Annotated in this window: 18 protein-coding genes; 6 read left to right on the forward strand and 12 right to left on the reverse strand. The window is 71.5% G+C overall.

Features of this window, described 5'->3' with window-relative positions:
- Positions 1-35: 35 nt before the first annotated feature.
- The 8 genes from ACFWBB_RS17880 to ACFWBB_RS17915 all read right to left on the reverse strand — a co-directional run bounded on the left by ACFWBB_RS17880 (position 36) and on the right by ACFWBB_RS17915 (position 7,708).
- On the reverse strand, positions 36-326 hold the full coding sequence (locus tag ACFWBB_RS17880) for a hypothetical protein (RefSeq protein WP_385272654.1): 291 nt from the start codon (positions 324-326) through the stop codon (positions 36-38).
- Positions 327-521: 195 nt separating this feature from the next.
- Positions 522-1,532: an LLM class F420-dependent oxidoreductase gene (locus ACFWBB_RS17885; RefSeq protein WP_385272657.1), complete on the reverse strand. Its 1,011-nt coding sequence runs from the start codon at positions 1,530-1,532 to the stop codon at positions 522-524.
- A 107-nt stretch (positions 1,533-1,639) separates the two neighbouring features.
- On the reverse strand, positions 1,640-2,476 hold the full coding sequence (locus ACFWBB_RS17890) for a hypothetical protein (RefSeq protein ID WP_385272660.1): 837 nt from the start codon (positions 2,474-2,476) through the stop codon (positions 1,640-1,642).
- A 178-nt stretch (positions 2,477-2,654) separates the two neighbouring features.
- Positions 2,655-3,638, reverse strand: a complete 984-nt coding sequence (locus ACFWBB_RS17895; protein ID WP_385272663.1) for an N-acetylmuramoyl-L-alanine amidase — start codon at positions 3,636-3,638, stop codon at positions 2,655-2,657.
- A 276-nt stretch (positions 3,639-3,914) separates the two neighbouring features.
- Positions 3,915-4,742 (reverse strand): hypothetical protein, encoded by an 828-nt coding sequence (locus ACFWBB_RS17900; protein ID WP_385272666.1) that lies wholly within the window; start codon positions 4,740-4,742, stop codon positions 3,915-3,917.
- Positions 4,742-5,284: a SigE family RNA polymerase sigma factor gene (locus tag ACFWBB_RS17905; RefSeq protein ID WP_385272669.1), complete on the reverse strand. Its 543-nt coding sequence runs from the start codon at positions 5,282-5,284 to the stop codon at positions 4,742-4,744. The genes ACFWBB_RS17900 and ACFWBB_RS17905 overlap by 1 nt, the downstream gene beginning before the upstream one ends.
- A 51-nt stretch (positions 5,285-5,335) precedes the next feature.
- A complete protein-coding gene (locus ACFWBB_RS17910) occupies positions 5,336-6,769 on the reverse strand; it encodes an MFS transporter (RefSeq protein WP_385272756.1) in 1,434 nt (477 codons plus the stop codon).
- 90 nt (positions 6,770-6,859) lie between these two features.
- Positions 6,860-7,708 (reverse strand): NAD(P)H-binding protein, encoded by an 849-nt coding sequence (locus ACFWBB_RS17915; RefSeq protein ID WP_385272672.1) that lies wholly within the window; start codon positions 7,706-7,708, stop codon positions 6,860-6,862.
- A 175-nt stretch (positions 7,709-7,883) separates the two neighbouring features.
- Here ACFWBB_RS17915 and ACFWBB_RS17920 point away from each other — a divergent pair, with 175 nt between their 5' ends.
- From ACFWBB_RS17920 to ACFWBB_RS17930, 3 genes are all read left to right on the forward strand, one after another.
- Positions 7,884-8,558 carry a TetR/AcrR family transcriptional regulator gene (locus tag ACFWBB_RS17920; protein ID WP_385272675.1) on the forward strand — a complete coding sequence of 225 codons (675 nt, stop codon included), beginning with the start codon at positions 7,884-7,886 and terminating at the stop codon, positions 8,556-8,558.
- A 290-nt stretch (positions 8,559-8,848) separates the two neighbouring features.
- Positions 8,849-10,591, forward strand: coding sequence for an MFS transporter (locus ACFWBB_RS17925; protein ID WP_385272678.1), 1,743 nt, complete (start codon positions 8,849-8,851; stop codon positions 10,589-10,591).
- Positions 10,592-10,773: 182 nt separating this feature from the next.
- The gene (locus tag ACFWBB_RS17930) at positions 10,774-11,424 is read left to right on the forward strand and encodes a class I SAM-dependent methyltransferase (RefSeq protein ID WP_385272681.1); all 651 of its coding nucleotides are present in this window, start codon (positions 10,774-10,776) and stop codon (positions 11,422-11,424) included.
- A 174-nt stretch (positions 11,425-11,598) separates the two neighbouring features.
- On the opposite strand, the gene ACFWBB_RS17935 is transcribed toward ACFWBB_RS17930, so the two are convergent.
- Genes ACFWBB_RS17935 through ACFWBB_RS17945 form a run of 3 tightly spaced genes read right to left on the reverse strand, consistent with a single transcriptional unit; the run spans position 11,599 to position 15,399 of the window.
- A complete protein-coding gene (locus ACFWBB_RS17935; protein ID WP_385272684.1) occupies positions 11,599-13,068 on the reverse strand; it encodes a hypothetical protein in 1,470 nt (489 codons plus the stop codon).
- Positions 13,069-13,099: 31 nt separating this feature from the next.
- On the reverse strand, positions 13,100-13,732 hold the full coding sequence (locus ACFWBB_RS17940) for a response regulator (RefSeq protein WP_385272759.1): 633 nt from the start codon (positions 13,730-13,732) through the stop codon (positions 13,100-13,102).
- A gap of 29 nt (positions 13,733-13,761) precedes the next feature.
- Positions 13,762-15,399, reverse strand: coding sequence for a histidine kinase (locus tag ACFWBB_RS17945; protein ID WP_385272687.1), 1,638 nt, complete (start codon positions 15,397-15,399; stop codon positions 13,762-13,764).
- 320 nt (positions 15,400-15,719) lie between these two features.
- On the opposite strand from ACFWBB_RS17945, the gene ACFWBB_RS17950 reads away from it, so the two are divergent.
- From ACFWBB_RS17950 to ACFWBB_RS17960, 3 genes are all read left to right on the forward strand, one after another.
- Positions 15,720-16,577 carry a MaoC/PaaZ C-terminal domain-containing protein gene (locus ACFWBB_RS17950; RefSeq protein WP_385272690.1) on the forward strand — a complete coding sequence of 286 codons (858 nt, stop codon included), beginning with the start codon at positions 15,720-15,722 and terminating at the stop codon, positions 16,575-16,577.
- 215 nt (positions 16,578-16,792) lie between these two features.
- Positions 16,793-17,869, forward strand: a complete 1,077-nt coding sequence (locus ACFWBB_RS17955) for a Zn-dependent alcohol dehydrogenase (RefSeq protein ID WP_385272693.1) — start codon at positions 16,793-16,795, stop codon at positions 17,867-17,869.
- Positions 17,870-17,884: 15 nt separating this feature from the next.
- On the forward strand, positions 17,885-18,850 hold the full coding sequence (locus ACFWBB_RS17960; protein WP_385272695.1) for a 3-oxoacyl-ACP reductase: 966 nt from the start codon (positions 17,885-17,887) through the stop codon (positions 18,848-18,850).
- 237 nt (positions 18,851-19,087) lie between these two features.
- Here ACFWBB_RS17960 and ACFWBB_RS17965 read toward each other — a convergent pair whose 3' ends face one another.
- Positions 19,088-19,282 (reverse strand): hypothetical protein, encoded by a 195-nt coding sequence (locus ACFWBB_RS17965; RefSeq protein ID WP_385272697.1) that lies wholly within the window; start codon positions 19,280-19,282, stop codon positions 19,088-19,090.
- Between the last annotated feature and the right edge of the window lie 35 nt (positions 19,283-19,317).

Genomic DNA, 19,317 nt, shown 5'->3' on the forward strand with positions numbered 1-19,317 from the left:
CAGGGTCTGCCCGCGGACCCGTCCCGCGATACGGGTCAGTGACGATGGACCCTGTTGGCGATCGCGTGACCGACGAAGAGGTAGACGACCGCTGCCAGGCCGTATCCGGCGACCACCCTCGCCCACGCCTCGTCGAACGTGAAGAGGTCACGGGACCAGCCCGCCAGCCAGTTGGCCGCGTCATGCACGAACTGGACGAGGTCGTTGCCCGGGTTGGCGTCCAGTAGGTACATGAGGATCCACAGCCCGAGGATGACGGCCATGACGTCCGCGACGACCGCTATGACTGTTCCGGCCGAGTTGGAACCACTGCGATATCGAGACATGACATCCGGATTGCCGTTCGATCCCGAATGAAACCTCGGGCTCTCCTCGGCAGAGGGTTCGTCAGAAGTCGTGCGCAGGTCGGCGGGTCCAGCGGGTTCAGCCGGTTCAGCGGGTTCAGCGGGTTCAGCGGGTTCGGTGGGTTCGGTGGGGCCAGCAGGTTTGGTCGGTCCGGTGGGTTCGGTGGCAGAAGACCGTCAGGAGTTGAGTTCCGCCAGTACCCGCAGGGTCGTGCGGTCCGGGGCCAGCGCCAGCAGGTCCGTCACCGGGCCCTTGCGCCAGGACTCCAGCCGCTCGGCGATGCGTTCGCGGGGGCCGACGAGGGAGATCTCGTCGGCGAACGCGTCCGGCACGGCGAGCACGGCCTCCTCGCGCCGCCCGGCCAGGAACAGCCGCTGGATGTGCCGGGCCTCCTCCTCGTAGCCCATGCGTGCCATCAGGTCGGCGTGGAAGTTGCGGGTGGCGTGGCCCATGCCGCCGATGTAGAAACCGAGCATGGTCTTGACGGCCAGCAGCCCTTCGGCGATGTCGTCGCACACCTTGACCCTCGCCAACGGGGCCACCCGGAAGCCCTCCGGTAGTTCCTCGACCCCCGGCCCGTACGCGTCGGGCCGACTCGGCGACCAGTACAGCGGCAGCCATCCGTCGGCGATCCGCACGGTCTGCGCCACGTTCCTGGGACCCTCGGCTCCGAGCAGCACCGGCAGATCCGGCCGCAGGGGATGGGTGACGGACTTCAACGCCCTGCCCAGACCGGTCCCGTCGGGTCCCCGGTAGGGGAGGGCGTGGAACCGCCCGTCCACCTCGACCGGCGCCTCCCGCCGCAGCACCTGCCGTACGACGTCCACGTACTCCCGGGTCGCGGTCAGGGGTGACTTCGGGAACGGCCGGCCGTACCAGCCCTCCACCACCTGCGGGCCGGACAGACCGAGCCCGAGCATCATCCGGCCGCCCGAGAGATGGTCCAGGGTCAGGGCGTGCATGGCGGTGGTGGTGGGGGAGCGGGCCGCCATCTGCGCGACCGCCGTGCCCAGCTTGATCGTCGAGGTCCTGGCGGCGATCCAGGTGAGGGGGGTGAAGGCGTCCGAGCCCCAGGACTCCGCCGTCCACACGGAGTCGTAGCCGAGCCGTTCCGCCTCGCGGGCCAGCTCCACGTGGTCGGGGGAGGGGCCGCGGCCCCAGTAGCCCAGCGCCAGACCTAGCCGCACGCCTGCCTCCTGACGGTATGTCAGACAACGGAAGGCTGCGACTGTACGACAACGGCCCCCCGCCCGGAAGGGCGAGGGGCCGTGCGTGACGCTGTGCGGGCGGGGACTCAGCCGCGCTGGATGCCGGAGGCGTCCCGCAGGACGCCGCGCCGGCCGTCCTGGGTCTGGGCGACCAGACCCTGGGCGCCCTGCTCCACCGCGAGGTACCAGGTGCCCGGCGCCAGTTCGGCGATCGGCATCGGCGCGCCGTCCTCCGCGTACAGCGGACGCGGCACCGGAACGGCGAACCAGAACGGGGAGAAGTCCGCGGCCGCCGGCTGCGCCGGACCCGGCTGACCACCGAAGGGCTGCTGGCCCGGCTGGCCCGGCTGGCCCGGCTGGCCCGGCTGACCGGGCTGGCCCTGCGGCTGGCCGCCGAACGCCGACGGCTGCGGGGCGCCCGGGTAGCCGTAACCGGCGGGCGGCTGCGCGCCGTACGGCTGCGGGGCCGCCGGCTTGGGCGCCGGGATGAGGGCGGCCTGGAGGGCGGGGACCAGCGGGGTGGCGATGGCGGCGGCGGCCAGCAGCAGCGCGGCGATCAGGCCCAGGATGAGACCGGAGCCGGTGTCGATCTCCGTGCTGCCGAAGGTGTCGCTGAACGCGCCGAGAGGGTCGACGATCGTCCAGAACGCCGTCCACGCGGCGAAGACCGTCAGCGCGACACCGAACTGGCCCAGTTCGATACCGGCCACCTTGCGCGGCTGCGGAAGCGCGCGGGTGACGATGATCAGGGCGGCACCGATGATTCCGCCGAGGTACATGCTCATTACGAGGCCGAGGTTGTCCCAGGCGTTCGGGACGTCACTGCCGGAGCCGTCGAACGTGTCCAGGAACGACGCGATGAACAGCAACACCGCTGCTCCGATCACCACGCCGTCGCCTCGAGTGAGGGAGCGGATATTCACTTCAGGTCCTTCGTCAGTCGTCTCGTCATCGGTACACGCATGCACGTATCGGTAGAGGCGTCGCCGTCACCATGTCGCCGTCAGGCCCGGGTGTGAAGCGCGGGGGTGGCCCCTCATCGTATGGACGACACTATCGTCACCACAATTGCGCTGTCCGCCCGGATCTGCGCCCTGATCACTACCCCCGCAGGAAACTCACGATTCCCTCAGAGATCCCCTCTGCCGCGTCCTGCCGCCAGGCGCCACTGGTCAGCAGCGCCGCGTCCTTGGTATCGCGCATGTTGCCGCACTCGATGAACACCTTGGGAACCGTTGACAGATTGAGACCGCCCAGGTCCTGACGCGTGACGAGACCGGTGCCGTCGCCGACGTAGTTGGAGGCCGAAGTGCCCGTCGCGCGGGCGAAGTCGCCCGCGATCAGCTTCCCGAGGTTCTTGGACGGGCCGACGACGGCACGGGTGTCGGCGGCGCCGGCGTGCACCGAGGCCGGCAGGATCACATGGAAGCCGCGCTGCCCGGCCCCGGCACCGTCCGCGTGGATCGAGACGACCGCGTCGGCGTGCGCCGCGTTCCCGATCCGGGCGCGCTCGTCGATACACGGGCCGAACGGCCGGTCCCCGTCCTGCGTCAGCTTCACCGTGGCGCCCTGCCGCTCCAGCAGCGCGCGCAGCCGGTGAGCCACGTCCAGCGTGAACTTCGCCTCGCTGTAACCGGAGTTCGTGGACGTACCCGTCGTGTCGCACTCCTTCCAGTTGGTGCCGATGTCCACCTTGCGGTTGATCTCTGCGGTGTGCTCGACGTTGGTGTCGTTGTGGCCGGGGTCGATGACGACGACCTTGCCCTTGAGGGAGGCGGCGCCGGAACCGGCCGGGGCGGATGAGCGGCTCGTGCCGACGCCCGTCTTGTCGTCACCACTCGCGCCGCCCGCGCCGCCCGCGGGGGAGCTCAGGACGCTCGGCGCCGCGCCCGCTCCCGACCCGGGCCCCTCCGCCCCGCCGGTCCCGCCCAGCGCCTCGTACGCCAGCCAGCCCAGCAGCGCCCCGGGCACGAGCGCGGCGAGCGCCACGGCCAGCGGGCGGCGCAGCGGGGAGCGGCGCGGCGGCGGGGGGCCGAAGGGGTCGGAGGGATCGAAGGGACCGGGGTTCGAGCCTGCGTACGACACGCCTGCCACCCTAACCGGCACCCCGGCGAGGCCTCAGCGGGACAGCGTCCGGACGGATGACGGGCTGACGCGGGGGCGGCCTGCGGGTGGAGGTGCGGGACTCCGCGGCCCACCGCCCCCGGCCGAAGGTGCCGAGCGCCGACGAGGCCACGCACGGCCGGGGCGGTAACCCGGCGGTATCCGGGATGAGGGCGGGCGGGCGTCCCCGCTCGTTCACCCGCGCTCGTCACTCGCCGTTCGTCCGTCCCCTGTGGGTTGTCGTCTCACCGTTCGCGGCTATCCGTTCCCTTCTCCGTCCACGGTCACGCTGTCGGACTTCGTCCCCTGTGGTGCCAGGCACGCGAACCAGTCGTAGGAGGCGCCCTCGGTCGAGCGGAGGGCGGGCTTGTCGGTGTTCGTCGTCCCGTTCGCCGGTTCCCTGACCAACTCGGTCTTCGTGCCGTCCGTCCAGAAGCAGGTCACCTGTTTGGCCGTCTTGACGACTCGGCCGATCACCAGGTCGCGGTTGCCGTCGGTGCCGGGGAGCGAGTTCACCATGGTCTCCAAACTCTTGCCGGGCGGCAGCGCCTTCTCCTCGGGGCCGCTTCCCGTCTGCGGCGCGGAATGGGTCCCGTAGGTCTCGTGGAAGAAGAACGTGATGTTGCCGACCATGTCGGCGGGCTTCGCGCTCGTCGAGTACGGGTCCCCGTACTCGCGCATCGCCCGCAGCTGAGCCGCCGCCTCCGTCTCGTCGGCCGGTGGCGTCCACACGTCGATGGAGACCTCCCACTTCTGCCCCTGCTCGGTGCCGGAGCCGAGCACGGTCCGGTGGGGCGCGAGCACGCCTGCGGGGTCCGCGCTCCCCGACCGCTGCGCTGCCGGCGGTGCCACCCGCTCCCCGTCGCCTCCCGGCAGTCCCGTCACAGCCAGCGCCCCCGTCGAGCCCGCGACCACCAGGGCCGCGGCCGCCGTGACCGCCCAGCGTCGGGTTCTGCGGCGGCGGCCGGCTCGGATGAGTGCCTGAGTGGGGGCTATACCGATCTCGGCCTCGTCCGCGGCGTCTGCCAGCAGGACGGCGATGTCGTGCTGTGCCATGTCGTGATTCGTCTCCCGGTTCGCGCTCATCACTTCCGCCCTCCGTGCATCACCGCGTCCGCCAGTCCCGGTATGGCGCGGAGTTTCGCGATCCCCTTGGCCGCGTTGCTCTTCACCGCGCCGACCGAACAGCCCATAGCCTCGGCCGTCTGTGTCTCGGTCAGGTCCTCCCAGTACCGCAGCACCACCGCCTCACGCTGCCGCGGCGGCAGCTCCGCCAGCGACTTCAGCAGGGTGTGCCGGTCGTCGGCCCGGGCGATCTGATCGCCGGTGTCGGCGACCTCGTGCGCGAGGCCCGAGTCGTCGCCCCTCGGAGCGAGGAACTCACGGAGCTTCTTGCGGTGCCTGCGAGCATGCGCGTTGATCATCACGCGTCGCACGTACGCCTCCGGTTCGTCGGCCGAGCCGACTCTGCGCCAGGCCACATAAACCCGCTCCAGCGTCGTCTGGACCAGGTCCTCCGCGGCGTGCTGTTCCCCCGTGAGGAGAAATGCCGTGCGCATCAGCCGCGGCCAGCGGCCGACGACGAAAGCCTGGAACTCCGTGTCCCTGTCCTGCTTCCGATCCCCCATGGGCACCTCCTAGATGTTCAAAGGAGGCCATGAGCGGCCCGGATCGTTGCCTCAGCGGGCGGACGATTTTCGCGGCAGCCACATCAGCATCAGCACGACTCCCGCCAGCAGCACGCCCGTGCCGGTGCGGAAGGCCAGCGCGTACCCCTCCGTCAGCGCCTCCGGCGATCCGCGCCCCGCCGTGCGCGCGGCCGCGATCGTCGACAGCACCGCCAGGCCCAGCGAACCGCCCATCGTGCGGGAGGTGTTGACCAACCCGGACACCAGACCGGCCTCGCCCGGCGCCGCGCCCGAGGTGGCCAGCGAGGCCAGCGGGGTCGAGGCCAGGCCCGCGCCCAGCATCATCAGGATCCCCGGCAGCATGATCCCGGTGACGTAGTCGCCGTCCGCCGTCATCGTCGACTGCCAGGCGAACCCGGCCGCGGCGGTCAGCGTGCCCAGCGTGGCCACGGTGCGTGCGCCGGCCGTGTGCATGAAACGGGGTGCGAGCTTCGACGCGACCACGATGGCCAGCGAACTCGGCATCAGCGCAAGACCCGCCTCCAGCGGGGTGTAGCCGAGAGCGTTCTGCGCGTACAGCGTCATGAAGAACCACATGGAGAACAAGGCCGAGCCGTTGATGAACATCGCCGCGTTCGCCGACGACACCGCCCGCAGCCGGAACAGTCCGAGCGGCATCAGCGGGGCCGCCGTCCGGGCCTCGACGCCGAGGAAGAGGCCGATCAAAGCGAGCCCGGCGGCCAGCGGTACGAGGGTGGCCGACGCCGTCCAGCCCTCGGCCTCCGTCTGCGAGATGCCGTACGCCAGCGTGGCGAGGCCGGACGTGACCAGCAGCGCGCCCGGGAGGTCCAGCCGACGGCCGTCCCCGGCCCGGCTCTCGGCCGGCCACCGCAGCGAGCAGGTCAGCACCACCACGCCGACCGGGACGTTGATCAGCAGGACCCAGCGCCAGGTCATGAGGTCCACCAGCGCCCCGCCGACGAGCCCGCCCGCGGCCCCGCCACCCGCACCGACCGCCGTCCACGTGGCGATGGCACGCGCCCGCGCGGCGCCCTCCGGCACGGCGGACGTGACGATCGTCAGCGTCGAGGGCGCGAGGACCGCCGCGCCCAGACCCTGTACGGCCCGCGCGAGCAGCAGTTGCCAGCCGTCCTGAGCCAGGCCGCCTGCCAGCGAGGCCAGCGTGAACAGGGCGAGGCCGGTGAGGAACATCCGCTTGCGGCCGTAGAGGTCGCCCGCCCGGCCGCCGAGCAGCATGAACCCGGCGAAGGCGATCGAGTAAGCGTTCACCACCCACTGCAGACCCGAGGCGCTCATGCCCAGGTCGGCCCGCATAGACGGCAGCGCCACGTTCACCACGGACACGTCGAGCACGACGAGGAACTGTCCCGCGCAGGCGAGTGCCACGAGCAGCCAGGCGGGGGCGCCGGTACGGCGGGATGTCCGGGCGGGGGCGGTGTCGGCGGTTTCCAGCATGGGCGTCATGTTCTCAACCGGGTTGCGCCTCATGCATCGGGATTTGGGCCTGGGCCGCCGCCCGCGCGAGGGAGCGGGTCGTTCCGGGACGCCGGTGGTTCAGGGGGCGGTGAAGTCGGCGGTGTGGTCGGTGGCCCAGGTGGTGAAGGTGCGGGCGGGGTGGCCGGTGAGTTCCTCGACGGTGCGGGTGAGGGCGACCGGCCTGCCGTCCGTGGACTCCCACCAGGCGAGGAGGGCGTCGGCGTAGACAGGGGGGACGTACTCGGCCATCTCCTCCTTCCACCCCTCGGCGGTGACGTGCTTGAACTCGATGACGCGGCCGGTGACGGCGGAGAGCCGGTCGATCTGCTCGGCGAACGTCAGCGACTCGGGTCCGGTGAGGGTGAATCGGCCGCCGCGGTGCCGGGGATCGGTGAGGACGGCGTGGGCGGCCTCGGCCAGGTCCCTTTCGTGGAGGGGGTCGGTGTGGGCGCCGGGGAAGGGCAGGCTGATGGGCCGTCCGGCCTTGACCGACCACGCCCAGGACGCGGCGTTGGAGGCGAAGGAGCCCGGTCGCAGGAGGGTGGTGGTGATCGGCGAGGCGAGCAGCGCCCGCTCCACGGCCAGGTGGGAGGCGGCCAGCACGTCGTCCTTCGGCTCGGGGCCGAGCAGGCCCAGGACGCCGGAGCTGGACAGCACCACGACATGGGTGACGCCTGCCCGATGGGCCTGGTCGACGAATTCGGTGATGTGGTCGGGCCTCGCGTAGAGGAAGACGGAAGTGACGCCGGCCAGAGCGGCCGGGAAGGTCGCCGGGTCGGTGAGGTCGAGGGCGACCGTCTCCACGCCGGGAGGTGGTGCGAGGCCGTCGGGACTGGTGGAGCCCACGCGCACCGGCGTGCCGTCGGCATGCAGGAGGGCGAGCAGCTGGGTGGCGACGGCGCCGCGGCCTCCGGTGATCAGGATCATGACGTGTTCCTTCTTTCTGTCTCCGTGCTTTTCGTCTTTGTGAGCGAGCCGTGCGCGAACGATGTTCGTGGCGAACGCCGTTCGTTATCGTATCGGACATGACGTTAGAGAACGAACGGTGTTCGTGTCAAACATGTTTGTGACGATCGGTGTTCGTGCCAGTTACCCTCTCCCCGTGACCCCCGTGACCCCCGAGCCCATCAGTCGCCGCGCGCGGCCCGCCAAGGCGCCCCTCAGCCGAGAGGCGATCGTGCGCGCCGGGCTGGCCATCCTCGACCGCGACGGTCTGGACGCCCTGACCATGCGCCGCGTCGCCAAGGAACTCGACACCGGCCCGGCCTCGCTCTACGTCTACGTCGCCAACCGCGACGACCTGATGGCCGCGATGCTGGACGAGGCGCTCGCCCGGGTCCCGCTCGTGACCGAGGGCACCTGGCGGGAGCGGCTGCACGCCCTGGTCGCGGCGAGCGTCGAGGCCATGAGCCGACACGAGGGTCTGGCCGCGGTCGCCCTCGGCGCGATCCCGACCGGCGCCAACGCGCTGCTCGTCCTCGACCGCATGCTCGCGCTGCTCAAGGAGGGCGGCCTGGACGACGTCACCGCCGCCTGGGCCGTCGACCTGATCCACCTCCACATCGCCGCGGCCGCCGCCGAACAGAGCGCTCGCATCACCAGGGGCAGCGACGAGAGCGGCGCCGTGGCGGACGCCGACCGCCATTACGCGGCTCTGTCCGCCGACCGCTATCCGATGATCACCGCGCTGCGGCCGGCCCTGTTCTCGCCCGGCGACCGCGACACCTGGGGCCTCGATGTGCTGCTCAGCGGCATCCTTCGGACCCCTGCCGGCTGAGGCGCGGCCGTCTCCCGGCCGTCGCCGCCTCGGAGGACTCCCGGGAGGGCTCTGGGGAGGCTCTCCGGAGGGTTCCATGGAGGGCCCGGGAGGGTGTTCGAAAGAAGGTTCGGGAGGGCCGTCGGGCGAACCGGGGGAGGGGGAGCCTTCGAGGGGGCCGGGGTCCTCCAGGGAACCTTCAAGAGAAGATAAAGAAATCGTTAGTACGCCGAAGCATCGGAATAGTTGCCCATGCATACAGGTTCGGTCTCCATGTACCCCTGCCGCACCGCCCCCGGAGGCCCCACCTCATGACGCACACGACGACCGACCGGCCCACCCGCGAAGCGAGCGGAGCCGTCGTCCCGGTCCTCGCCTTCGCGGGCATCGTGGTCGCGGTGATGCAGACCCTGCTCGTCCCGGTCATCAAGGACCTTCCCCAGCTGCTGGGCACCGCGCCCAGCAACGCCACCTGGGTCCTGACCTCGACGCTGCTTTCGGGCGCCGTGGCCACCCCGATCATGGGCCGCCTCGGTGACCTGTACGGCAAGCGGCGCATGCTGATAGTCAGCCTCGCGGTGATGGTCGTCGGCGCACTGGTCAGCGCGCTCACCAGCGACCTGATCACGATGATCGCCGGTCGCGCCCTCCAGGGCTTCGCGATGGGCGCGATCCCGTTGGGTATCGGCCTGATGCGGGACATGCTGCCGCGCGAGAAGCTCGGCTCGGCGATGGCCCTGATGAGCTCCTCGATCGGCGTCGGCGGCGGCCTCGCCCTGCCGCTCGCGGCCCTGATCGCCCAGCACGCCGACTGGCACGCCCTCTTCTACGGAGCCGCCGGCCTCGGCGCCCTCGCCATCGTCCTCACCCTCCTCGTCGTCCCCGAGTCCCCGGCGCGCGCCGAGGGCACCTTCGACGTCCTGGGCGCGATCGGCCTCTCCACCGGGCTGGTGCTCTTCCTCCTGCCGATCACCAAGGGCAGCGACTGGGGCTGGACCTCCGGCACCACCCTCGGCCTCTTCGCCGCCGCGGCCGTCGTCCTCGTCCTGTGGGGCGTCATGGAGCTGCGGCTCAAGGCCCCGCTCGTCGACCTGCGCACCACGGCCCGGCCCGCGGTCCTGTTCACCAACCTCGCCTCGATCATGGTCGGCGTCTCGTTCTACGTCGTCTCCCTGGTCCTGCCGCAGCTGCTCCAGCTGCCCAAGGCCACCGGCTACGGCCTCGGCCAGTCGATGGTCACCGCCGGTCTGCTCGTCGCGCCGCTCGGCCTGACGATGATGTTCACCGCGCCCGTCTACGCCAAGCTGTCCGCCAAGTACGGCCCCAAGTTCACCCTGATCCTGGGCATGCTAATCATCGCGATCGGCTACGGCGCCGGCCTCGGCCTGATGAGCGCCGCCTGGCAGAGCCTGGTCATCGCCGTCGTCCTGGGCGCCGGCATCGGCCTCGCCTACTCCTCGCTGCCCGCGCTGATCGTCGGCGCCGTCCCTGCCTCGGAGACCGGCGCGGCCAACGGCCTCAACACCCTGATGCGGTCCATCGGTACGTCGGTGTCGAGCGCCGTCATCGGCATGGTGCTGGCCAACACCGCGAACAACGTCGGCGGCGTCGCCGTACCGACCATGCACGGCTTCCGCGTCTCCTTCCTGATCGCCACGGGCGCCGTCGCGATCGGCCTGGTCCTCGCCCTCTTCCTGCCCAGGCAGCAGCGCCCGTCGGCCGTGCCGCAGCTGCGCGCCAGCAGCGAGGAGGACGCCAACCTGAAGCGCGCCGAGGACGTCCTGCGCGGCTTCCGCGGCAGGGTCCTGGACGCCGACGGCGGCCCGGTCGCCCGTGCCAAGGTCACTCTCATCGACCGCCGCGGCCGTCAGGCCGGCGCCACCCTGTCGGAGGAGGACGGCAGCTACGCCCTCGCCGTCCCGGCCCGTGGCGCCTACGTCGTCGCGGCCAAGGCCACCGGCCACGGCCCGCTGGCCAGCTCCGCGACCCACACGGGCGACGAGCGTCCGGTGGACCTGGACCTGTCGCTGCCGGGCGAGACGGTCAACGCCTGACACCGTCGGCGCCCGGGCCCGCCACGCACCCGGGGCCCCGCGCCCCCGCGTTCCTTCCCGTCCGCACCTTTCCGCACCCCCTGTCGCTCCGGCGGCGGGGGGTGCGGCAGCATGGGCGGCCACACGCACCGAGTGCTCTCCCGCACCGCGTGCTCAACCGCACGTATCTCCGGAGGACCCCCATGGCCGCGGCACCCAAGCCCGAGATCCTGGCCGCGTTCGAGGCGGCGAAGGGGTTCATGCCGGTCGACGAGGGACTCGCGCTGTACGCGGCCGCCGTCGAGGCCGGTGCGCTCGGGCTCCCGCTGCTGGAGGTCGGCACCTACTGCGGGCGCTCCACCATCCTGCTCGCCGACGCGGCCCGTCAGGCCGGGGTCAGCGCCCTCACCCTCGACCACCACCGGGGCAGCGAGGAGCAGCAGCCGGGCTGGGAGTACCACGACCCGGAGACCGTCGACCCCGAGGTCGGCCTGATGGACACCCTGCCCACCTTCCGCCGGACCCTGCACCGAGCCGGCCTGGAGGAGCACGTGGTCGCGCTGGTCGGGCGCTCACCGCGGATCGCCGCGTTCTGGAACTCGCCCCTCGGCCTCGTGTTCGTCGACGGCGGCCACACCGACGAGCACGCCACCTCCGACTACGAGGGCTGGGCGCCGCATGTCGCCGAGGGCGGGCTCCTCGTCATCCACGACGTGTTCCCCGACCCGGTCGACGAGTTCACCGGCCAGGCCCCCTACCGCGTCTACCTGCGCGCCCTGGCCTCCGGCGCCTTCGCAGAGGTCTCGGCCACCGGCTCCCTGCGGGTACTACGGCGGACGGACGCGGGCATCTAGACCGATCTGGAACCGATCTGGAATCCGGCGCGGGCATCAGGACGCGGCGTGGGTATCCGGGACGCGGCGCGGGTACGGGGATGCGGCGCGGGTATCCGGGAAGAGGCGCGGTGTCGCTTTCCTCAGGACCGGTGTCGCGTTCAGGACTGTGTCCCGATCAGGATGCTGTTGTGTTCAGGACGGTGTCGCGTGCCGGCGGCGGCGGAGGTACACCGCTGCCAGGAGTACGACGAGCAGGGCGCCCGCGGCCCATGCCCAGGGGTGCTGGTAGAGCCGGCGGGCCGGGGCGGGCGAGGCATCGAGCGGGATGACGGCGACATCGTTGGCCGGGGTGCGGTCGTACGGGTTGTACGTGCGGATCGTGCCCTTCGCGCCCGGCACCTGCCGGTCGATACGGATGTGGAAGTCGATGGCTGTAGTGCCCCCCTCGTGCCGCACCTCGAGGAACTGGTCGTAGCCGATCTCGCAGACGAACGCCCCGCCGGGCTTCTCCGGCCGGTCGCAGGCCCACTGTCCGCCGTCCTCCTCGAAGCGGTACGGGACGGAGGTGACCGTGGTGCCCTCCGGCGGGACCACCTCGAAGCGGCCCGTCTCCTCGTCGCCGAGCACCCGGCCCGGGCCGAGGTCCTCCAGCCCGAGCCGTACGTTCACCGTGTCCCCGACCCGGCCCCGTACGGTCGCGGTGACCGGACGGTAGTCGAGCTGCACGGTGGTGGTCACACCGACCCTGCCGTGGCTGTCGCCGAAGTCTTGGGCCGGGGTGCGGACCAGGGTGAGCGGGGATCCGGTGCCCCGCACGGTGTGGCCGGCGGGGCGGGACGGGGCCGACGACCAGGTGTAGGTCACCTCGCCGGTCAGTGTCATGGGCGCGGTGACCGTGTAGACCAGCGGTGCGTCGGTGGTGTAGGCGGCGCCCGCCGCGGCCTTCGTGGGGAACGTGCACCACGCGGAGGTGGGCGCGGACCCCGCGTAGAAACAGTTGCTGTGCAGCGCGGTCAGCGTCAGCCCCTCCGACACGTTGACCTGGAGGGCGACGCCCCGCTTCGCGGGGAAGCGGGTGTTGTTGGCCAGCCGCGCGGTCACCTTCGCGGACTTCCCCGGCGCCAGCCCGCTCATGCCCTTCGCCTGCCCGGGCGCGGAAAGGTTCGGACCGCCTACGGTCATACGGGTGGTGCCGGTGATGGTGGGCGCGTTGTCGGCGGTCGCGGTGTACCTCACCGTCCCGCTGTCGCCGGGCTCGACGCCGTCCACCCCGAGGATGGAGAGGGGTGAGTAGCTCTCGCCGTCGCCGTTCTGCAGGTTGCCGTACTCGCACGTGTAGACCGAGCCCTCGGCTTCGCACATGTCCGTGTCACCGACCCGGGCGACGCCCTCCAGCCCGGACGCGTCCACGACGACCCTGACATTGCGTGCCGGTTCGCCGCCCTTGCCGGGCTCGACGAAGACCGGGACGACGAAGCCGCTGTTCGAGGCCTTGGCCCCCTCGTCGGCGCTGTACATGACGTAGGTCTTCGCGGTCTCGAACCGCATCACGACCTGACCGGAGCCTTCGGCCGCGGCGGGCACCACCGAGGTGGCGAACCCCGCCGCGAGGCTCGCCGCCAGCACGGCCGCACGCCTGGGAATCGGTATCGGTAAGGACATGCGGGCACTATGCCAGCGGCGGTCCGGACCGCTACAGCCAGCCCTGCTGCCGCGCCTCGCGCATCGCCTCCATCCGGTTGCGGGTGCCCGTCTTGCCGATCGCGGAGGACAGGTAGTTGCGGATCGTGGACTCCGAAAGGTGCAGCCTGGCGGCGATGTCGGAGACCGTCGCGCCGTCGACGGAGGCGTTCAGGACGTCGCACTCGCGGGCGGTGAGCGGGTTCGGGCCGGCGCTCAGCGCGGCCGCCGCCAGGGCCGGGTCCACGACCGTCTCGCAGGCCAGCACCCGGCGGATCGCCGCCGCCAGTTCCTCCACCGGACCGTCCTTGACCAGGAACCCCGAGGCCCCGGCCTCCATGGCGCGGCGCAGATAGCCGGGCCGGCCGAACGTGGTCAGGATCAGCACCCGGCAGCCGGGCGCCTGCTCGCGCAGTTCGGCGGCGGCGTCCAGACCGCTCATGCCGGGGAGTTCGATGTCGAGGAGCGCCACGTCCGGGCGGTGCAGGAGGGCCGCGTCGACGATCGCGTCCCCGGTGCCCACCTGCGCGACGACCTCGATGTCGGCCTCCAGCCCGAGCAGCAGAGCCAGCGCCCCGCGCATCATGCCCTGGTCCTCCGCGAGCAGCACCCTGATGGACTTGGTGGGGCGGTGGTCACGGGGCATCTCGTTCACGGGCCGGCCCGGCATCTCGGTCACGGCCCCAGGTTAGGGCCCACGGTCCCCGACGGCACGGTGTCCGTGGGTTGTGCTGACGTTCGCTGTGCCGACGTTCGCTGTGCCGACGTGGGCTGTGCTGACGTGGGCTGGGCTGACGTGGGCGGTGTCACCGCGGGGGACCGTATGGCTTCCGGTTCGGCGTCGGCGCCCGTGGCGACTCTGCTGGTGCTGGTGCTGGTGCTGGTGTGGGCGTGGGCGCCGGTCTCCGTCCCCGTGCCCGTGTCTGTGTCCGGGGCCAGGTCCGTGTCCGGCTCCGTTTGCGTGTCAGAGGGCGACAGCGGGAGTTCGACCGGCAGTTCCGCCGTGACCGTGAAGCCGCCGCGCGGCCCCGGGCCCGCCGTCAGGGTGCCGCCTGCCGTCGCGAGGCGCTCGCGCAGGCCGGTCAGCCCGGTGCCGCCGCTCGGCGGCCAGCAGGCACCGGCGCCCGTGTCGCTGCTGTCGGCGCGAGTCCTGTCGCGGCTGTCGCCACCGCTGCCGCCGTCGTCCGTCACTGTCAGACGGACCCGTTCCGACGTGCCCGACACCGTGATGCCGCAGTGGCTCGCGCCGCTGTGCCGGACGACGTTGGTCACCGCCTCGCGGACCACCCAGCCCAGCAGGGCCGAGGTCTTCGGGTCCGGTGGCGGTCCGGAGCGGCTCAGCGACGCTTCGACGCCCGCCGCCGTCAGGGCCGAGCGGGCCCGGTCCAGCTCGCCGGCCAGGCTGCCCTCGCGGTAGCCGGTGACCGCCTCGCGGATCTCGGTCAGTGCCTGGCGGCCCACCGCCTCGATGTCGGTGACCTGGGAGAGGGCCGCGTCCATGTCACGCGGCGCCAGCCGCCGGGCCGCCTCCGACTTCACCACGATCACCGACAGGGTGTGGCCGAGCAGATCGTGCAGGTCGCGGGAGAAGCGCAGCCGCTCCTCCTCCACCGCCCGGCGGGCGAGTTCCTCGCGGGCGGCGCGCAGCTCCCGTACGGCCTCGGAGAGGGAGAGGATCGCGGCCGTCACCATCGTCGAGATCCAGGTGGCGTAGGCGATGGTGAGGCCGTCCCAGCCGTCGCGGACACAGGAGACCGCGCCGGCCAGGACGGCGACGCCGGTACCGATGGTGCGCAACTGCGGGCCGCGCACGACCGCGCCCGTCGCGAGGCCGAGCAGCGGGAAGAAGAGCAGCCAGCTGCCGCCGTAGCCGAGAGCGAGTCCGCAGGTCACAAGGCCCAACAGCACCAGCGCCACCTGCGTGGAGGTCGCTTTGCGGGTCTCCTTCACGAAGGCGCGGAAGGCGACGTAGATGTAGAGCGAGTTGAACGTCAGCAGTCCCAGGCCGCCGATCCAGGGGTTCGCCTCGCCCTGGAACAGGTTGGAGAACGCGCCCATCCCCATCAGCAGCCACGGCAGCAGGGAGAAGCCGCTGGCCGGCGGGCCCGGGTCCTCGGGGACCTGCCCGGCCTTGCGGGTGGTTCCGTGGTCGATCCCGTGGTCGGTCCGATGGTCGGCCTTGAGACGGTTCTTCTCCGCTTTCCAGTGCCGCTGGTTCTTCCGTGCCTCACGGAGCGTCGAGCGCCAGCCGTTCCGTCGGCAGGCCGCCGCGCGCCGCCGTCCCCCGAGTGAGCCGGTGGTGTGTCCGGTCATGTGTCCGTCCCCCGTTTCCGCTTCTGCCTGTCTTCGACGCTACGTTCCGGTGCCCGCTCGCGACAGTGCGAGATGTACGCGGTCGGGCAGTACAAATGTCACCGGCACCCGTTTCTGACATGCCGTCAGGTGTCTTCACAACTTCCGGGGCCTGGGCTATACAGGGGGTCGCCGCACTGGAACGCGTTCTAGATCTGTTCTGGGTCGGGCGGGTTCCGCGGCCCCGTGACGGCCTCGGTGCGGCCGATCGGTGCGGACGGCCGTGCCGAGGTCTCTGAACGATGCGATCGATCCCGTCGATCCGAACGATCAGGAGCTCCATGCCCATCGACGCAGCCAAGGCGCTCGCCGCCGAACCCCGGACCGGCGAGATCACCTGGGACCGCCGGGACGTCCAGCTGTACCACCTCGGCATCGGCGCGGGCACCCCCGCCATCGACCCCGACGAACTGCGCTACACGCTGGAGTCCCGGCTGCACGTCCTGCCGAGCTTCGCCACCGTCGCCGGCTCCGGCTCGCCCGGCGTGATCAGCGGGCTCTCCATGCCCGGCGTCGACGTCGATCTCGCCCGCGTCCTGCACGGCGGCCAGCGTCTGGAGATCCACCGCCCCATCCCGGTGACCGGCCGGGCGACCGCCACCGGACGCATCGCCGCCGTGTACGACAAGGGCAAGGCCGCCGTCCTCGTCATGCGCACCGAGGTGGCCGACGCGGACGGGCCGCTGTGGACCAACGACGCCCAGATCTTCGTCCGGGGGGAAGGCGGCTGGGGCGGCGACCGAGGTCCCTCCGCCCGGCTCGACCCGCCCGCCGGTGAGCCCGACAAGGTGGTCGAGCGGACCGTCCGCGAGGACCAGGCCCTCTTGTACCGCCTCTCCGGCGACTACAACCCGCTGCACGCCGACCCGGAGTTCGCGAAGCTCGCCGGGTTCGACCGGCCCATCCTGCACGGCCTGTGCACCTACGGCATCACGCTCAAGGCGGTCGTCGACACGCTGCTCGACGGCGACGTGAGCCGGGTGCGCGTGTACGCCACGCGATTCGCCGGGGTGGTGTTCCCGGGGGAGACCCTGCGTATTCGCATGTGGCGTGGTGAGGGGGCGGTCCGGGTGGCCGTGAGCGCCGTCCAGCGGGACGACGCGCCCGTCCTCGCCGACACGCTCGTCGAACACTCCTGAACCACCCGCACCGCACTCCAGAAGCGACTGAACACCCGCACCGCGCTCCAGACACCTGCACCGCCCGCACGGCACTCCAGAAGCGCCTGAAGCACCCCGCACCGTGCTTCAGAGGCGTCCGCATCGCACTCCACCTGCACCACCCGCACCACGTGCATCACCTCCAGCACCTCCAGCACCACCCAGCATCCGAGGGACCCGAGGGGAGCCGCACCATGCGCGCAGCCGTACTGCACGAGATCGGCCAGGACAAGCTGGAGGTCCTCGACGACGTCGAGGCGGTGGGCTTCGGGCCCGGACGAGTCAGGATCCGGGTGCGGGCCACGGGCCTGTGCCACTCGGACCTGTCCGCGATGGGCGGGGTGCTGCCGCAGCCCGCGCCGTTCGTACCCGGTCACGAGGGTGCGGGCGAGATCCTGGAGGTGGGGGAGGGCGTCACCCGGGTGAAGCCCGGTGACCGGGTCGTCGTCTGCTGGCTGCCGGCCTGCGGGGCGTGTCCCGCCTGCAAGCGCGGCCAGACCGAACTGTGCCTGGCCGGGTTCATGAACGCGGGTACGCCGAACTTCCGCCGCCCCGGCGGGGACGTCTTCGGCTTCGCCGGCACCGGAACCTTCGCCGAGGAAGTGGTGGTCGACGCGGGCTGCGCGGTCCCGATCCCGGACGACGTCCCCTTCGACATCGCCGCGCTCATCGGGTGCGGGGTGACCACGGGGCTCGGCGCCGCGCTCAACACCGCCGACGTCGCGGCCGGTTCGTCGGTCGCCGTCATCGGCTGCGGAGGCGTCGGTATCTCCGCGATCCAGGGCGCGCGCCTCAAGGGCGCCGCCGAGATCGTCGCCGTCGACCCGGTCGCCTCGCGCCGGGAGGCCGCCCTCAAGTTCGGTGCCACGAAGGCCGTTTCACCGGACGAGTTGCCCGGGGCCAAGCAACTGGTCACGGGTGGCGAGGGTTTCGACTACGTCTTCGAGGTCGTCGGCCGCTCCGCCACCGCCCGCACCGCCTACGAGAACACCCGGCGCGGCGGCACCCTCGTCGTCGTAGGCGCGGGCGCTCTGGACGACTACCTCCAACTCAACATGTTCGAGCTGTTCTTCGATGAGAAGCGGATCCTGCCCTCGATGTACGGGGGCGGGGACGTCCTGCGCTCCTACGAGCGGACGATCGCCCTGTGGCGGGCCGGTCGGATCGACCTGTCGGGCCTGATCACGCACCGCGTGCCGCTCGCCGAGATCAACGAGGCGCTGGACCAGATGCGTACCGGTGCCGCGCTCCGCACATGCATAGAGATCTGAGGGGTGACCGTCCGGATGACACTGCCACTTGAGGGGCTGGCCGCGATCGTCACCGGCGCGGGGCGCGGGCTCGGCCGGGTCGAGGCGCTGGAACTTGCGAGACTGGGCGCGGCCGTCGTCGTCAACGACTACGGTCAGTCCGGCCGTGACGGGTCGGGCGAGGCGTCGGCCGGCCCCGCCGAGGACGTGGCGCGGGAGATCCGGTCGGCCGGAGGCACCGCGCTCGCCCACACCGGGGACGTCGCCGACTTCCAACAGGCCCGGCTGCTTGTTGAGTTGGCGATCCGGGAGTTCGGCAAGCTGGACATCCTCGTCAACAACGCGGGCATCCTGCGCGACCGCATGGTCTTCTCGATGGCCGAGGACGAGTGGGACGCGGTCGTGCGGGTCCACCTCAAAGGGCACTTCAACACGACCCGGTTCGCCGCCGCCCACTGGCGTGAGCGGTCCAAGGCGGCAGGCGCTCCGGTGTACGGGCGGATCGTGAACACCTCCTCGGAGGCGTTCCTGGCGGGCTCGGCCGGACAGCCCAACTACGCCGCGGCCAAAGGCGGAATCGTCGGCCTGACGACGTCCACGGCGCTCGCGCTCGCCAAGTACGGGGTGACGGCCAACGCGATCTGCCCGCGCGCCCGCACCCGGATGACGGAGGACGTCTTCGGCGGGTTCGCGCAGCCGGGCGAGGGTGACCTGGACCCTCTGGCACCCGAGCATGTCGCCCCGCTGGTCGGCTACTTGGCCTCGCCTGCCGCCGCTCGGATCAACGGACAGCTGCTCGTCGCGCACGGCGGCATGGTCGCCGTCGTCGAACGTCCCCGGGTGCGGGCGAAGTTCGACAGCAAGGAGGACGTGTTCAGCTACGAGGAGCTGGACGACGTCCTCGGCGCGCACTTCGCGGACCGGCCCGAGGGGGAGACATTCGGGGCGGCGGAGGTGCTGGGGCTGCGGCGGGACCAGGCGCAAGGACAGGAACAGAAGTAGCAGGAAGAGAAGACGCAGGAAGAGAAGGGGCAGGGAGGGAAGGGGCAGGGAGAGAAGGCGCGGGGAGAGGAGCCGCGGGGAGAGAAGTCGCGGGGAGAGAAGTCGCAGGTACATAGGCCGCGGGAAGAGAAGCCGCAGGCACAGAAGTAGCGGAAGCAGAAGTAGGAGCATGCGGAAGGGGCTCCTGCCGTCCACAGACGGCGGGAGCCCCTTCGGCGGTGTACGGCGTACCGTCCGTCAGACGGTCGCCTCGGCCCTGCCCTCAGCCCAGTTGTCGGCCCAGTGGTCGGACCTGTTCTCGGCCGGCTTGCGGTGCCGGCCGTGCGGGGCCGAGTCACCGTCCTGGGACGAGACCGGGCCCCGGTGCCGGCCGGGTCCGGCCGTCGCTTGGGAGTCGGCGCCCAGCGGCAGCCTGGTACTTGTGTCGTTCATCGGAAAAATTCACCCCGTCAACATGATCTTTTTTG

The organism is Streptomyces sp. NPDC060000, from assembly GCF_042737375.1.
In the GTDB taxonomy this organism is placed as follows: Bacteria; Actinomycetota; Actinomycetes; order Streptomycetales; family Streptomycetaceae; genus Streptomyces.

Coding starts and splice junctions, on each gene's coding strand:
- ACFWBB_RS17880 (WP_385272654.1), bottom strand. CDS start 326: ATGTCTCGATATCGCAGTGGTTCCAACTCGGCCGGAACAGTCATAGCG.
- ACFWBB_RS17900 (WP_385272666.1), bottom strand. CDS start 4,742: ATGAGCGCGAACCGGGAGACGAATCACGACATGGCACAGCACGACATC.
- ACFWBB_RS17905 (WP_385272669.1), bottom strand. CDS start 5,284: ATGGGGGATCGGAAGCAGGACAGGGACACGGAGTTCCAGGCTTTCGTC.
- ACFWBB_RS17910 (WP_385272756.1), bottom strand. CDS start 6,769: ATGACGCCCATGCTGGAAACCGCCGACACCGCCCCCGCCCGGACATCC.
- ACFWBB_RS17915 (WP_385272672.1), bottom strand. CDS start 7,708: ATGATCCTGATCACCGGAGGCCGCGGCGCCGTCGCCACCCAGCTGCTC.
- ACFWBB_RS17925 (WP_385272678.1), top strand. CDS start 8,849: ATGACGCACACGACGACCGACCGGCCCACCCGCGAAGCGAGCGGAGCC.
- ACFWBB_RS17930 (WP_385272681.1), top strand. CDS start 10,774: ATGGCCGCGGCACCCAAGCCCGAGATCCTGGCCGCGTTCGAGGCGGCG.
- ACFWBB_RS17935 (WP_385272684.1), bottom strand. CDS start 13,068: ATGTCCTTACCGATACCGATTCCCAGGCGTGCGGCCGTGCTGGCGGCG.
- ACFWBB_RS17940 (WP_385272759.1), bottom strand. CDS start 13,732: ATGCCCCGTGACCACCGCCCCACCAAGTCCATCAGGGTGCTGCTCGCG.
- ACFWBB_RS17945 (WP_385272687.1), bottom strand. CDS start 15,399: ATGACCGGACACACCACCGGCTCACTCGGGGGACGGCGGCGCGCGGCG.
- ACFWBB_RS17950 (WP_385272690.1), top strand. CDS start 15,720: ATGCCCATCGACGCAGCCAAGGCGCTCGCCGCCGAACCCCGGACCGGC.
- ACFWBB_RS17955 (WP_385272693.1), top strand. CDS start 16,793: ATGCGCGCAGCCGTACTGCACGAGATCGGCCAGGACAAGCTGGAGGTC.
- ACFWBB_RS17960 (WP_385272695.1), top strand. CDS start 17,885: ATGACACTGCCACTTGAGGGGCTGGCCGCGATCGTCACCGGCGCGGGG.
- ACFWBB_RS17965 (WP_385272697.1), bottom strand. CDS start 19,282: ATGAACGACACAAGTACCAGGCTGCCGCTGGGCGCCGACTCCCAAGCG.